This window comes from Robertmurraya korlensis (genome assembly GCF_023715225.1).
Classification (GTDB): domain Bacteria; phylum Bacillota; class Bacilli; order Bacillales; family Cytobacillaceae; genus Robertmurraya_A.
Window position 1 is genome coordinate 258,598 of sequence record NZ_JAMBNS010000007.1, and the last position, 14,847, is coordinate 273,444.

The window sequence follows — 14,847 nt, forward strand, 5'->3', positions numbered from 1 at the left end:
ATGGTACCATTACGTATACGAAAATACACCATTAAGAAGCAGGTGGTTGGGATGGAAAAAGAAAAACGTTACAGTGAACTTTCTGAATTCGAATTGCACCAAGAAATAGCTAAACTAAATGAGAAGGCAAGAAAAGCAGAACAATTAGGCATGGTAAATGAATACGCGGTATTAGAAAGAAAAGCGATAATGGCTAAAGCCTATTTGTTGAATCCATCAGATTTTAAGCCTGGTGATATCTATGAGATTGAAGGCGATCCAGGCGCTTATTTTAAAATCGACTATTTAAACGGAGTGTTTGCGTGGGGCTACCGATTAGCAGGGAGCAAAAAGGAAGAGGCATTACCAATTTCGATGCTGAGAAAAGAGGGAACCAGACAAGCTGATTCCCAGTAATTAATTTAACCTCGAGTACTTGAATTTTTCATCCGTTCTTGTGGATGTGTATTAATTGTTCCATCCGCTCTTTTGGAAGCAAATTCAGGTCTCGCCCTTGGTTCGCCCTGAAATTTATTACCATTTTGGTTTGCAAAATCCTTTGCTTTATTTCGCATCGCTATACCTCCTAAAATGAGTGATGAAATAATCAAGCACTATTAGTATGCATTACTCAGAGGATATCGATAACTGGAAAAGAGGTGAAATGAATGGAACAGTATCAGCAAAAACTAATTGAATTACTATTGGAAAAAAATAATAACCTTTCATTTGGGCAGGCTCGTACATGGGTCGAACTTCTGTGGGATGATTTTGAAACAACAAGAGCAAAAGCTGGTTACTCCTACCGAGGGAGTGAGATGACTGAAAAAATTGTTCGACAATGGATCGATTATTATGGTGATAAGCTACATGATTTTGTTGCTTCCAATCCAAAATATAAGCATCTATTAGAACAGGACCCAAATGAACTACATTAAAAAGCGATGTCTACTAGAGACATCGCTTTTTCGTTATCCAGGGATAATATCCAGCTTTTTACGTAATTTTTCCTCACTAAAGATCCAACCAGTATAAGAGGAAAGAACTTGAAGCTCCAGATCTAGTTGAACAACAGCCACAAATGGATAATGTCCGTTACTTCGATAACGCAGGTCGATGAATCTTACTTCGTAATACGTATCATATTCATCAACTTCCCACCGATAAACAGGAGAAAACGATAGAAAAGCTGAAAGGTTTTTATCTTGCTTTGCTGCTTCAAGAACCGGGGTCTCAGGGACAGCGACGCGTTTAAATTGGTCAAGAATACGCACTTTGTTATCATGGGCACGTCCAACAAAGAATTGGTTTTTATTCATGACAGCAATACGCCACTGGTGAAACTTCATCGTTGGAGCAATAATAATGTCTGTTGCATCTGGAACAAGTTTTTTTACCTCATGATAAACCTTTCGTTGGGTTATAAATCGAAAGATATAATAAGCAACCAAGACTGCATACACACCGATAAACGTATAACCAGGATGTGCTCCAAACACCCAAGCGATTATTCCAACAATATGCATTGCAAAAATAAATGGATCAAACGTGTTAATAATTCCTAGTGCCACCCATTTAGAAGAAAAAGGTCGTAACGCCTGCGTACCATAGGCATTGAAAATATCAACGAAGACATGAAGAAACACAGCTAAAAAGGTCCAAAGCCATAAGTGAAGTAAATTGGCATCTGGAAAAATGGGATAAATGACAGCTGTGATGGCTAATGGCCAGAGCAATACAGCTGGAATGGAGTGTGTGATTCCACGGTGGTTACGAATATAAACGGCATTGTTTCTAAGCTTTAAAACGGTGTCGATATCAGGGGCTTGTGAGCCAACAAGAGTAGCAATCATAACACTAGTTGCTGTTACAGAGCTGCTTGCTACCACGGGATCGAGTGTCGCAAGTCCTCCTAAAGCTAATCCCATCACTACGTGTGTACCGGTATCCAAAGGAATCTCCCTCCTTTTTAGGAAATATTTAATCCTTCTCTTATCTTAATTTTATCAATAATTTTCTTGTAAAAGTAGTGATTAATCGTTACTTTAAAGTAGTTGTAACATTTACTGTGTAATTATTGTCCAATTTTAAGATTTCGTTAAAAATGAAAGGGATAAGCTATTGTATTCCCTTAGTATGTACTTGTTTAATATTTTGGAGGCAAAAAAATGTCTAATTCTTTAAAAAACGTTCCAAATATAAATAAAGAAGAATTTCAAAAGGATTTAATCGGCTGGTTTGAAAGAGAGCAAAGAGATCTTCCTTGGCGGAAAGACCAAGATCCTTACAAAGTCTGGGTATCAGAGATCATGCTTCAGCAAACTAGGGTCGATACAGTCATTCCGTATTTTAACCGATTTATCACAGAGTTCCCTACAATAGAAGCTTTTTCTAATGCTGATGAAGAAAAAGTATTAAAGGCTTGGGAAGGATTAGGTTACTACTCAAGAGTGCGTAACCTTCAATCAGCTGTTCGAGAGGTGCATGAGCAGTATGGAGGAAAAGTACCAAATACGCCAAAGGAAATTTCTAGCTTAAAAGGTGTCGGTCCCTATACGGCAGGAGCCATTCTATCCATAGCATATGGAGTACCTGAGCCGGCCGTTGATGGGAACGTGATGAGAGTATTTTCCAGGATTCTTTCAATTTGGGATGATATTGCAAAAGCATCCAGTAGAAAAGTGTTCGAGGAAGCTGTTCGTGCCTTTATTTCACATGAAAACCCCTCTTATTTTAACCAAGCATTAATGGAGTTAGGCGCCTTAATTTGTACGCCAACTTCACCATCATGCTTGCTCTGTCCGGTTCGTGACCACTGTCATGCCTTCGAGGAAGGAACACAGAACGAATTGCCTGTTAAAACGAAGGCGAAAAAACAACGAAAGGTTCAACTCGCAGCGGTTGTTCTGAAAGATACGGAGGGACGAACGGTTATTCAAAAGCGTCCTTCATCCGGTTTACTTGCGAATTTGTGGCAGTTTCCGAATGTCGAAATCCATCTACCAGTTTTAGGAGATCGAGAACAGTTAGTATCTAATCTAAAGGAAGAATGTGATATTCAATGCGACATAGGGGAGCTTGTCGGTCATATTGAACATGTCTTCTCTCATCTTATATGGAATATTAATGTTTATGAAGGAACCTTATTAGCACCGATCAAAACTTCAGATACTTTGAAGCTTGTTGGCCAGGATGAAATAGAAAGTTTTGCTTTTCCAGTTTCCCATCAGAAAATGCTACGTCAATATTATAAAAATGAGTAAACGCCACTAGCATGTGGCGTTTTTTTCTAATGTAGTCACTTCCGCTCTTAATCGTAAGAAATTCTAGTCCCGTGAGTCCAGTCGGCTTCATTTCGATGAAGTCCACCACGCCCTTCGATTTCCTTAATAATCTCTCGGTGGATGGTTACACCTTCTGAATTTAAATACGGCATAATTTGTTGAAGCGAATGATGGAAAAAAGCTAACTCTTCATTTTTCCAATCCGTTTTCGGTATCATGGAGAGTTCAGTCATATCTCGTCCTACATACATTGTCTCACACATCCTCTATTTTTCTTATAGATGTATTGTGGTAATCTTATTTGTGAACTATTCATATAAAAGAAAAATTATCAGAAAGTGAAGGGATATGTACATATGACAAATAAAGTTGCACTAATTACAGGGAGTAGTAGAGGTATTGGAAAAGCCACTGCCCTACGATTAGCAAAAGAAGGATACGATATTGTCGTTAACTATGCTCGCAGCAAAAAAGCGGCAATTGAAACGGCAGCAGAAATTGAGGCACTTGGTAGAAAGGTATTAGTTGTTAAGGCAAATGTTGGCGATGTTAGTAAGATCAAAACGATGTTTGAAGAAATTGATGCTCATTTTGGAAGACTCGATATATTTGTAAGCAATGCTGCTTCAGGTGTTCTTCGTCCAGCAATGGAACTTGAGGAATCTCACTGGGAGTGGACAATGAATATTAATAGCAAGGCACTCTTATTTTGTGCACAGGAAGCAGCAAAGTTGATGGAGAAAAATGATGGAGGAAAAATTGTGAGTATTAGCTCACTAGGATCCATTCGCTATTTGGAAAATTACACAACTGTTGGTGTATCAAAGGCAGCGCTTGAAGCACTTACCCGTTATTTAGCTGTGGAATTAGCACCCAAAAACATTCGAGTGAACGCTGTTTCAGGTGGGGCAATTGATACCGAGGCACTTCTTCATTTTCCAAATCGTGAAGAAATGTTGGAAGAAGCCAGACAAAAAACTCCAGCAGGGAGGATGGTTGAAATTGATGATATGGTAAACACGATTATGTTCTTATTAAGTGATGGATCCGATATGATTCGAGGACAAACGATTATCGTTGATGGAGGAATTTCTCTTTTAGTGTAATGAAAATTGGTAAAAATTTCTCTAGGATAGACCAGTCACCTCTTGGATAAATTAATTTCTGTGGAGGTGATTACAATGGCAAAGCAACCAAACAAATCTCTATCTGGAACTAACGTTCAAGAAGTGAGACAACAAAACGCTGCATCAGCTGGACAAGGCCAATACGGTACTGAGTTCGCTAGCGAAACTAATGCACAAGAAGTAAGACAACAAAACGCTCAAGCTGAGTCTCGCAAGGGCCAAAACTCTTAATACTAACAACTGTAAGGTGCTCTTTCTAATCGGAAAGAGCACCTTCTTTATTTAGCGCTTCCGCTTTTCTGTGTCCAGCTCCAGAAGCTAGGGGCTCGAGGTCATAAGTCAAAGCACTCCAGAAGGCAGGCCTTCCTGCGTGCTTCGCCTTATGCTTGTCGGGGCTAAACAAGGCGCTTCCGCTTTTCGGTGTTCGACAAAACTTCTAATACGTCTACATAACTAGTCAAAGGAAACTCATGAGCCTTACCGAATAGTATATATATCGAAAAAGAAGGCGGTGGACAATGGTGAGTGATTTTTCACGATTAGTTGGTGAACAAATGGCTACAATGGAAAAGCTACTATACATACAAACAGAGCTTGAACGCTGTCAGGAAATTGAAGAGGAATTAAGATTGCTGCAAAAGCATGCGAATATGGAAAGTATTCAGGATGAAATTCAGCAAATGAAGAAGGATTTGCGCGATATTCATCAAATTTTTGAGAGGCAAACGGAAGAGCTTATTCGCTCATATCAGGAAGCAGAAACAGCTTTAAAAAGATAAAAAGAGAAAAAATATCACAATTTAACTAATTTTATACGTAAATTATTAAAGCCTTTGAGAAATTTCAAGGGCTCTTTGTTTTAAATTCGATGTTTTACCGTTATAATAGTAGAAAACAGGAAATGTTCTTTGTAACCTTTTGAGGAAAACATTTATTATATTAGCATTTTTTAGGTTTCGGGAGCGTTCGAAAAATGAAAGTAGGGAGAAAAATGGGCGTACCCATGGAAGGTGAACCGATCCAAATACATAGTTACAAACATAATGGTCACATCCATCGAGTATGGGAGGAGACTACCGTATTAAAGGGAACGCAAGGATTAGTCATTGGTGGAAATGACCGTACCATCGTAACTGAATCGGATGGAAGAACGTGGATTACTAGAGAACCAGCTATCTGTTATTTTCATTCTCAGTATTGGTTTAATGTCATCGGAATGATACGTGAAGATGGAGTGTATTATTATTGCAACATAAGCTCCCCATTTATTTTTGATGGAGAAGCATTAAAATACATTGACTATGATCTTGATATTAAAGTGTTTCCAGATATGACTTTTAATTTGTTAGACGAGGATGAGTACGAGCGTCATCGTATTGAAATGAACTACCCGGAAGTCATTGATAAAATTCTACGTGCAAATGTGGACAACCTGATTAGTTGGATTCGTCAACGAAAAGGACCATTTGCACCAGATTTTATTGATACATGGTACGAAAGATATTTAACATACAGACGGTAATCATTTAACGGAAGAAAAACGCCTGTTGTCACTAGTTGCAACAGGTTTTTCTTTATGTGAGTAAGAGCTAAATGGAGGGTGTCAGGATGAGTAGCATTCGTAGGTATTTACACTTTGTAAAACCGTATCGGTTACAAATCATCGGGACAATCATTATTGGAATCATTAAGTTTGTCATACCGCTATTAATTCCGATTTTAATCAAATATGTCCTAGATGATATCGTTGGTAATCAAACATTATCTGCTGAAGAAAAAACGAGTAAACTATTTATGATAATGGCCATTATGATGGTTATATTTGTTGTTGCTAGACCACCAATTGAGTATTATCGACAATACTATGCCCAATGGGTTGCTAGTAAAATTCTATACGATATCAGAGACAAGCTGTACACACATATCCAAAAATTGAGTTTTAAATATTATTCAAATACCAAAGCAGGAGAAGTCATCTCACGTGTGATTAATGACGTGGAGCAAACAAAAACATTTGTTATTACAGGACTAATGAATTTATGGCTTGATATTGCCACTATAGCAATAGCAATCATTTTAATGATGATGATGGATGTTAAGTTAACACTTGTTTCACTTGTGTTGTTTCCTTTTTACGCCTTTTCCGTCAAATATTTCTTCGGCAATTTAAGGGGACTTACAAGAAAAAGGTCACAGGCTCTTGCTGAAGTACAAAGCTTTCTGCATGAGAGAGTTCAAGGAATGTCTGTTATTAAAAGCTTTGCAGTAGAAGATTATGAGCAGGAACGCTTTGACAAGCAAAATAGGAATTTTCTAATAAAAGCCCTAGACCATACGAAGTGGAATGCGAAAGCCTTTGCGGTTGTAAATACGATAACAGATATTGCTCCGCTCATTGTGATCGGATACTCAGGCTATCAGGTTATTCAAGGAAATCTTTCGATAGGGGAAATGGTGGCGTTTATTGCATATATTGATCGTTTGTATAATCCGCTACGAAGACTGGTTAACTCATCCACGACATTAACACAATCAATTGCCTCAATGGATCGTGTGTTTGAATTTGTGGATGAAAAATATGATATTGATGATATACCAAATGCAGTTGAATGTAAAAATGTGGTTGGGAATGTCCACTTTCAAAATGTGTTTTTTCGATACAATGAGAATGAACAAGATATATTAAAAAACATAAATCTCGAAGTGAAGCAAGGGGAGACCATTGCACTCGTAGGGATGAGCGGTGGAGGTAAATCCTCTTTGATTAGCTTAATTCCTAGGTTTTATGATGTGACAGGTGGAGCGATTTATTTAGACGGACAAGATATCCGTTCCTTCCAGGTACGTTCACTAAGAGATAAGATTGGAATGGTTTTACAAGATAGTATTTTGTTTAGTGATTCGGTTAAAGAGAATATCTTACTAGCTAAACCTGGAGCTTCAGATGAAGAGGTAATTGCTGCTGCAAAGGCAGCCAATGCTCACGAATTTATCATGAACCTACCAGAAGGGTACGAAACAAAGGTAGGAGAAAGAGGCGTCAAGCTTTCTGGCGGACAAAAGCAGCGGATAGCTATTGCTAGAGTATTTATTAAGAATCCGCCAATTCTTGTGATGGATGAGGCCACTTCCGCTTTAGACTTAGAGAGCGAATCATTAATTCAAGAAGCTTTTGAAAAGCTGGCAAAGGACCGAACCACCTTTATTGTTGCTCATCGACTGTCCACGATCACTCATTCAGACCGAATAGTCTTGATAGAGAATGGAGAGATTTCTGAAATAGGAAAGCATGAAGAACTGATGAAAAAGCAAGGGAATTACTATAAATTATTCCAAATTCAACAATTGGAGCATTAACATCACCCCCGAGGGAGAAACCTTCGGGGGCTTTTTGTCATGTCTTCTTAGAGGTATTCATAAGATAGGAAGGATGGCAATAGAAAATTGTTATGTTAACATATTATTCTAAAAATTAGTAAGATTGAGAAATAGTTGTAGACTTACCAGTATTTATAGAATAAAATGAAAAAAAAGAATGAATTGAATATTCAGTAAGAGAGGAGTAACTTTGTGAGTCAAACTCCAGTATTAGATGTAAAACAGCTCCAGACGACCTTTTTTTCCGCAGATGGAGAGATTCCTGCCGTTGACCAAATCAGCTTCTCTGTAAATAAGGGAGAGATTCTTGGAATTGTTGGTGAATCAGGATGTGGAAAGAGTGTAACTTCCCTATCGATTATGAAGCTCGTTCCCCAGCCGCCAGGGAAAATAACAAATGGTGAGATCTGGTTAAATGGTGAAAATCTCGTTCAAGCTTCAGAGAAAAGAATGCGTGAAATAAGAGGCAATGAAGTAGCGATGATTTTCCAAGAGCCCATGACTTCCCTTAATCCGCTTTTTACAATAGGAAATCAATTAATAGAAGGAATTCGAATACATAAGAAAATGAGTAAAAAAGAAGCACGAACCGAAGCGATCCAGATGCTAAAGCTTGTTGGACTTCCTCGTGCAGAACAAATAATCGATGAATACCCTCATCAGCTATCAGGTGGCATGAGACAGCGTGTCATGATTGCGATGGCCCTTTCCTGTCACCCACGACTATTAATCGCCGACGAGCCGACGACCGCATTGGATGTTACAATACAGGCGCAAATTCTAGCGTTAATGAAGGATTTGAACGAAAAACTTGATACAGCAATCGTCATGATTACTCATGATCTTGGAGTAGTTGCAGACCTTTGTCAGCGGGTCATCGTTATGTATGCGGGGAAAATTGTTGAGGAAGCTGAAGTAAGAGATATATTCAAAAACCCAAAGCATCCATACACGATGGGACTATTACAATCAGTACCAGATGTTAGAGAGAAAAAGGAGAGGCTTTATTCCATCCCTGGGAACGTTCCGAAGCCTGGATCCATACAAACAGGCTGTCGTTTCGCAGCCCGCTGTGATAAAGCCCACGATCGTTGCTACATAGAGGATCCGAAACTCTATCAATTGGGTAGTGGTCAAAGTGTAAGATGCTTCCTCCATGAAGGAGTTGTTGCTCATGACTGATGTTTTATTAAAAGTTGATAATCTAAAAAAATATTTTCCTATTACTGGCGGCTTATTTGGAAAAACAGTCGGTCATGTAAAAGCAGTCGATGATGTAAGTTTTTATGTTCGTAAGGGAGAAACGCTAGGTCTTGTTGGTGAATCTGGTTGTGGTAAATCAACAACTGGCCGTGTATTAATGCGTTTGTTAGAAGCGACAGAGGGAAAGGTCGTTTTTGAGGATCAAGAATTAACAAGTCTTAATGCAAATGCTATGAGAAAAATGAGAAAAGAAATTCAAATGGTTTTTCAGGACCCTTTTGCCTCGCTAAACCCTCGCCATACAGTTGAAAAGATTCTTGAAGAACCGCTTATCGTTCATGGAATCGGTGATAAGGAAGAGCGGAAAAGAAGAGTAATAGAAATGCTTGAGGTTGTTGGTTTGAGCAGCTACCACGCGAAGAGATACCCGCATCAATTCAGCGGTGGTCAAAGGCAACGGATAGGCATTGCGCGTGCATTAATGACCAAGCCAAAGCTTATAATCGCTGATGAACCTGTTTCAGCACTTGATGTATCGATTCAGTCACAGGTGTTAAATCTTCTTGAGGATTTGCAAAAGGACTTTGGTTTAACCTATATCTTTATTGCTCATGATCTAGGAGTAGTTAAACATATTAGTGATCGAGTTGGGGTTATGTATTTAGGTAGATTAGTAGAGATTACTGAATCAGAGAAGCTTTACGATAAGCCTCTACACCCGTATACGAGGGCATTACTTGATTCCATTCCAATACCTGACCCAGATGTCAAAAAGGATCGGGAGCTTTTGAGTGGAGATCTTCCAAGCCCATCTAATCCTCCCTTGGGTTGTGCGTTTCACACACGTTGCAGGGATTGTATGGATGTTTGTAAAACAACTAGACCCGAAATGAAAGAAGTTGAACCTGGTCACTTTGCTGCATGTCACCTTTACTAAAAAGTGACTTGAGGCATGGATGATAAATAAAAAAGAGAGTAGTGAACTCTCAGATTAAGAGGGGGAAAAACATTGAAAAAGCGTACTAGTCTTATGTTCCTTGCTTTTATCTTAATGCTTTCATTAGCATTGGTAGGATGTAGCAAGAACACAGCTAATGAGTCTTCATCAGAAGGAGAAGGTTCAGGAAGCGAGGAAGCTGCGGTTGATACATTAGTTTTTGGACGTGGTGGCGATTCAGTCTCACTAGACCCAGCTACTGCTACTGATGGGGAGTCTTTCAAAGTAACAAAAAACATTTTTGAAACTTTGATTGAATTCGGAGAACAAGACACTGAACTTGCTCCCGGATTAGCAACAGAGTGGTCAAATAGTGAAGATGGCTTAACTTATACATTAAAGCTACGTGAAGGGATCAAGTTCCATGACGGAACAGATTTCAACGCAGAAGCTGTTAAGTTTAACTTCGACCGCTGGGCAAGTGGTGATAAAGAACAATACTACTACTATAACTCTCAATTCGGAGATCGTATCAAAGAAGTGAAAGTGGTAGATGACTACACAGTTGAATTTGTTCTGAATTCTCCATTAGCACCATTCTATAAAAACTTAGCAATGAGCCCATTCGCGATTGCAAGCCCTGCAGCAATTGAAGAATTTGGCGATAAGTTCATGGAAAATCCAGTTGGAACAGGTCCATTCGTATTTAAAGAGTGGAAGCGTAATGACAAAATTACAATTGTAAAGAACGAAGAATATTGGCAAGAAGGATTACCGAAGCTTAGCCAAGTTATTTTCCGTGCAATTCCTGATAACTCTGCGCGATTAAATGCATTATCTTCAGGTGAAGTGGACCTAATTGATGGTGTAAACTTCTCGGATGTTGGAACGATTGAGGCAAATGCAGATTTACAATCCTTCTACCGTCCTTCTTTAAACATTGCTTACCTTGGTTTAACAAGTACGCGTGGTCCGTTGAAGGAAAAATTAGTTCGTCAAGCGCTTAACTATGCAGTAGACAAAGAAGCTCTTATCGATGCATTCTATGCAGGAGCTGCAGAGCCTGCGAAGAATCCAATGCCTCCAGTTGTTGCTGGATACAATGACGATGTAGTTGATTATGAGTATGATCCTGAAAAAGCGAAAGAACTTTTAAAAGAAGCTGGCTTCGAGAACGGCTTTGAAATGGAACTTTGGGCTATGCCTGTAGCAAGACCTTATATGCCAGATGGCCAAAAGGTTGCAGAAGCACTACAAGCTAACTTCGAGGCAATCGGAGTAAAAGCTAAAATTGTTACTTATGAGTGGGGTACTTACTTAGACAAGGCTCGCCTTGGAGAAGCGGATACATTCCTACTTGGCTGGACAGGTGACAATGGTGATGCTGATAACTTCTTATATGTTTTACTTGACCAAGATAGCATCGGAAGCAATAACTACTCTTTTTATCAAAACCAAGAAGTTCACGATCTATTGATCGCAGCGCAATCTACAGCTGACCAAGCTGAGCGTGAAAAGCTTTATAAAGAAGCTCAAGTATTAATTAAAGAAGATGCTCCATGGATTCCACTAGTTCACTCACAACCAGCTTTAGCAGGAAAAGCGAATATTACTGGCTTCCTTCCGCATCCAACTGGTTCTGATGTTCTTTCTACGGTTGAATTCAAATAATGAATGAGGAAAAGGGAGTGGAGTTTCGCTCCCTTTTTTCTCTCTACTCACCCTAAATTGAAGCGAGGTGGACTATGCTTACTTATACAGTAAAACGATTATTTTCCTTGATTCCAGTTCTTCTTGGATTATCATTAGTTGTCTTTTTTATGATACGAGCGATACCGGGTGATCCTGCTCAGTTAATTCTAGGTCAGCTTGCAACCAAGGAGGCGGTTGAATCATTAACAAAACAATTGGGCCTCGATCAGCCATGGTTCGTTCAGTATTTTCATTATCTAGGAAACTTGGTAACAGGAGATCTTGGTGAGTCAATTAGGACAAAGGCGCCGATTTCCGAAGAAATGGTTCCTTATTTAATGGCGACCATTGAGCTTTCCTTCTGTGCAATGTTAGTTGCAGTTGTAATTGGCGTTAATGCTGGAATCATCAGTGCGTGGTTCCAAAATTCATGGTTTGACTATGTAGCCATGGTGCTAGCGTTAATTGGTGTATCCATGCCAATCTTTTGGCTTGGTTTAATGGAACAATGGGTATTTGCTATTAATTTAGATTGGCTGCCAACTTCGGGCAGGGAGGAAGTAAGAAACCCGGTTACTGCTATAACAAATATTTATATTATTGATACCCTCATTCAAGGGAGAACAGACCAGCTAGTTGAAGTCATTAAACATCTTGTACTTCCTAGTATCGCGTTAGCCACCATTCCAATGGCAATCATTGCAAGAATCACACGTTCAACCATGCTTGAGGTTATGCGTTCAGATTTTATCCGTACAGCACGTGCAAAAGGATTAAAGATGTTTTGGGTGGTGTACAAGCATTCCTTAAAAAATGCTATCATTCCAGTTTTGACCATAATTGGACTACAAACAGGGCTACTATTAGGTGGTGCGATCCTTACAGAAACAATATTTAGTTGGCCTGGAATTGGTCGTTATATTTATGAAGCGATTGGTTACCGTGATTATCCGGTGGTGCAGTCTGGAGTACTAGTTATTGCTTTTATATTTGTCATGATTAACTTAGTTATCGACTTATTATATGCTGCGATAGATCCTCGAATTAAATACCATTAATTGAAAGGAGGGGCTTCAATGGAACTTTCAACACATAAAAATGATCAGCCCATTATTGGGACTGACGAGAAGGTTGTTTCACCCTGGCTTGAAGCTTGGATTAGCTTTAAAAAGAATAAGCTTGCAGTAATTGGAGCGTTTATCGTTATATTCTTTATTTTAGTTGCCATATTTGCACCTTTAATTGCACCATATACGTTTAAGGAACAAATGCTGTCTAACCGTTTGTTACCACCATCGAGTGATCATTGGTTCGGAACGGATGATTTCGGTCGAGATATTTTTTCAAGAGTTGTATATGGGGCAAGAATCTCCTTATGGGTCGGGTTTTTAGCTGTTTTAGGATCGATCGTAGTTGGATGTCTACTGGGAATATTAGCGGGTTATTATGGTAAGTGGGTTGATACGATTATCTCAAGAACATTTGATATTATGCTTGCTTTCCCAAGTATTTTACTCGCAATTGCAATCGTGGCTGTTCTTGGCCCATCTTTACGTAATGCATTAATCGCGATTGCTATTATCAATATTCCAAACTTTGGACGTTTAATACGATCAAGAGTATTAACGGTTAAGCAGGAAGAATATATTATGGCAGCAAAAGCAGTGGGAATGAAAAACTCTCGTATTTTATTTCATCATGTGTTGCCGAATAGTATGGCTCCGATCATTGTACAAGGAACATTAGCAATAGCAACAGCTATTATTGAAGCAGCAGCATTAGGTTTTTTAGGACTTGGGGCAGAGGCACCAAACCCTGAATGGGGGAAAATGCTTGCGGATGCAAGAACATTCCTAATACAAGCACCGTGGACAATGATTTTCCCTGGGCTTGCCATCATGTTGACTGTACTTGGATTTAACTTAATGGGGGATGGTTTACGAGACGCACTAGACCCACGAATGAAGAACTAACAAAAAGCAGCTGATAAAAATCAGCTGCTTTTTCCTATTTTAATCTTGAATTTCCTCGAATTTCACTTCATTGACTTCTTTATGATACGAATGGAAGCTGTTAACGAGAACATCTAGATGCTCTAAAGTTTCGTCGTACTCTACCATTGCGGAAACGACTTGCATCGTATGAAAAAAGACATTATCGTTTTCATGCTCATTTAGTTTATCTTGTTGAGAAAGAAATAAATTAAAAAGATCTTTTCTATTCAAACAAAAGTTGCCTACCTCGTGATTTGGTGGCATTTTTCCCTTACCGGCAAATCGATACATGATTTGTTCATGAGAATCAATTAAACAATCTAGTTGCTGCTGAAGTTCTAGTTTAAATTCTTCGGGTAGCTGAGAAAGTTCATTTTCATATCGATGAAGCCTTTTTAACACATTGAGTGCACGTTTGGTTGTCGAAATCATTTGACGATATATAACAAGCTTCCTTGCCTTAACAATATCATTCTTCTTAAAATAATTTCGATCTTCCTTATATAAAATATATAATTGATCAAGTTTGATCACCATATCCTTTAATTTTTCAATATCATTCTTTAGCAAATGATGATCAGAGGCGTTTCTAGTGTTCATTCGTATCCAGCGAGTGATTTCATCCATCATATTTGATATTTTAAAGAACAGTTTATTTTCGTATTTAGGTGGTAGAAATACTAAATTAACAATAAAGGCAGCGAAAATTCCAAGCATAATTGTAGAAAAACGAATAATCGCAAACTCAATAAATGTATCACCAGGATTTTCCATAATTGCAATAATGGTAACAAGTGCAAGTGGTATGGTTTTTTCTATATTTAGTTTAAGATTGATAATAATGACAATGATAGCTGCCAGTCCAATGATAACTATGTTATTTCCAAGTGTTAAAACAAATAATACAGCAATAACAGCACCAATTAAATTTCCTTGTGCTTGTTCAATAATCGTTAAATAAGAGCGGTATACGGTGGGTTGTAAAGCAAAAATTGCAGCAATTCCGGCGAAAACAGGTGAAGGTGATTGGAAAACTTCCGCAAGAAACAAAGATAAAACAATTGCAATTCCCGTCTTTAGAATGCGGGCGCCAAGCTTCATAAGTAAATAATTCCTTTCCTACTACTGATAAGTTTTCATAACAATAATGTACTATACAGTGATTAAAATGTAAGTTCAAGGGTTATTTATATGATTTTTTATATATTTTATGATTTTTATGCAATATTATTTTGTAAGTTTTTATTACAAAA

The 14,847-nt window shown here is 38.5% G+C and carries 17 protein-coding genes; 13 read left to right on the forward strand and 4 right to left on the reverse strand.

Annotation, left to right across the window (positions count from 1 at the left end):
• Positions 1 to 51: 51 nt before the first annotated feature.
• Positions 52 to 396, forward strand: coding sequence for a YfhH family protein (locus M3175_RS14605; protein WP_251520232.1), 345 nt, complete (start codon positions 52 to 54; stop codon positions 394 to 396).
• Between the two features lie 5 nt (positions 397 to 401).
• Here M3175_RS14605 and M3175_RS14610 read toward each other — a convergent pair whose 3' ends face one another.
• A complete protein-coding gene (locus M3175_RS14610) occupies positions 402 to 554 on the reverse strand; it encodes a small, acid-soluble spore protein K (protein ID WP_119707021.1) in 153 nt (50 codons plus the stop codon).
• Between the two features lie 93 nt (positions 555 to 647).
• Here M3175_RS14610 and M3175_RS14615 point away from each other — a divergent pair, with 93 nt between their 5' ends.
• Positions 648 to 917, forward strand: a complete 270-nt coding sequence (locus tag M3175_RS14615) for a YfhJ family protein (RefSeq protein ID WP_251520234.1) — start codon at positions 648 to 650, stop codon at positions 915 to 917.
• A gap of 33 nt (positions 918 to 950) precedes the next feature.
• Here M3175_RS14615 and M3175_RS14620 read toward each other — a convergent pair whose 3' ends face one another.
• Entirely contained in the window at positions 951 to 1,931 is a 981-nt protein-coding gene (locus M3175_RS14620; RefSeq protein WP_251520236.1) for a metal-dependent hydrolase, read from the reverse strand.
• A gap of 216 nt (positions 1,932 to 2,147) precedes the next feature.
• Between M3175_RS14620 and mutY the strand changes: the two genes are divergently transcribed.
• A complete protein-coding gene (gene mutY, locus M3175_RS14625) occupies positions 2,148 to 3,242 on the forward strand; it encodes an A/G-specific adenine glycosylase (RefSeq protein WP_251520238.1) in 1,095 nt (364 codons plus the stop codon).
• A 47-nt stretch (positions 3,243 to 3,289) separates the two neighbouring features.
• Here the strand turns inward: mutY and yfhS are convergent, their stop codons facing one another.
• The gene (gene yfhS, locus M3175_RS14630; protein ID WP_251520240.1) at positions 3,290 to 3,514 is read right to left on the reverse strand and encodes a mother cell protein YfhS; all 225 of its coding nucleotides are present in this window, start codon (positions 3,512 to 3,514) and stop codon (positions 3,290 to 3,292) included.
• 105 nt (positions 3,515 to 3,619) lie between these two features.
• Here yfhS and fabL point away from each other — a divergent pair, with 105 nt between their 5' ends.
• From fabL to M3175_RS14680, 10 genes are all read left to right on the forward strand, one after another.
• A complete protein-coding gene (gene fabL / locus M3175_RS14635) occupies positions 3,620 to 4,369 on the forward strand; it encodes an enoyl-[acyl-carrier-protein] reductase FabL (RefSeq protein WP_251520242.1) in 750 nt (249 codons plus the stop codon).
• Positions 4,370 to 4,444: 75 nt separating this feature from the next.
• Positions 4,445 to 4,621: a gamma-type small acid-soluble spore protein gene (locus M3175_RS14640; protein WP_119707027.1), complete on the forward strand. Its 177-nt coding sequence runs from the start codon at positions 4,445 to 4,447 to the stop codon at positions 4,619 to 4,621.
• 290 nt (positions 4,622 to 4,911) lie between these two features.
• Positions 4,912 to 5,169 carry a YgaB family protein gene (locus M3175_RS14645; protein WP_251520244.1) on the forward strand — a complete coding sequence of 86 codons (258 nt, stop codon included), beginning with the start codon at positions 4,912 to 4,914 and terminating at the stop codon, positions 5,167 to 5,169.
• A gap of 212 nt (positions 5,170 to 5,381) precedes the next feature.
• Positions 5,382 to 5,912: a nucleoside tri-diphosphate phosphatase gene (gene ntdP, locus M3175_RS14650; RefSeq protein ID WP_119710494.1), complete on the forward strand. Its 531-nt coding sequence runs from the start codon at positions 5,382 to 5,384 to the stop codon at positions 5,910 to 5,912.
• 86 nt (positions 5,913 to 5,998) lie between these two features.
• The gene (locus M3175_RS14655; RefSeq protein WP_251520247.1) at positions 5,999 to 7,747 is read left to right on the forward strand and encodes an ABC transporter ATP-binding protein; all 1,749 of its coding nucleotides are present in this window, start codon (positions 5,999 to 6,001) and stop codon (positions 7,745 to 7,747) included.
• A 213-nt stretch (positions 7,748 to 7,960) separates the two neighbouring features.
• Positions 7,961 to 8,950, forward strand: coding sequence for an ABC transporter ATP-binding protein (locus M3175_RS14660; protein ID WP_251520250.1), 990 nt, complete (start codon positions 7,961 to 7,963; stop codon positions 8,948 to 8,950).
• Positions 8,943 to 9,908 (forward strand): ABC transporter ATP-binding protein, encoded by a 966-nt coding sequence (locus tag M3175_RS14665; RefSeq protein ID WP_251520252.1) that lies wholly within the window; start codon positions 8,943 to 8,945, stop codon positions 9,906 to 9,908. The genes M3175_RS14660 and M3175_RS14665 overlap by 8 nt, the downstream gene beginning before the upstream one ends.
• 72 nt (positions 9,909 to 9,980) lie before the next feature.
• Positions 9,981 to 11,579 carry an ABC transporter substrate-binding protein gene (locus M3175_RS14670; protein WP_251520255.1) on the forward strand — a complete coding sequence of 533 codons (1,599 nt, stop codon included), beginning with the start codon at positions 9,981 to 9,983 and terminating at the stop codon, positions 11,577 to 11,579.
• Positions 11,580 to 11,653: 74 nt separating this feature from the next.
• A complete protein-coding gene (locus M3175_RS14675; protein WP_251520258.1) occupies positions 11,654 to 12,658 on the forward strand; it encodes an ABC transporter permease in 1,005 nt (334 codons plus the stop codon).
• Positions 12,659 to 12,676: 18 nt separating this feature from the next.
• Positions 12,677 to 13,573 carry an ABC transporter permease gene (locus tag M3175_RS14680; RefSeq protein WP_251520261.1) on the forward strand — a complete coding sequence of 299 codons (897 nt, stop codon included), beginning with the start codon at positions 12,677 to 12,679 and terminating at the stop codon, positions 13,571 to 13,573.
• A 39-nt stretch (positions 13,574 to 13,612) separates the two neighbouring features.
• Here M3175_RS14680 and M3175_RS14685 read toward each other — a convergent pair whose 3' ends face one another.
• Positions 13,613 to 14,695 carry an FUSC family protein gene (locus M3175_RS14685; RefSeq protein WP_251520264.1) on the reverse strand — a complete coding sequence of 361 codons (1,083 nt, stop codon included), beginning with the start codon at positions 14,693 to 14,695 and terminating at the stop codon, positions 13,613 to 13,615.
• Positions 14,696 to 14,847 lie beyond the last annotated feature (152 nt).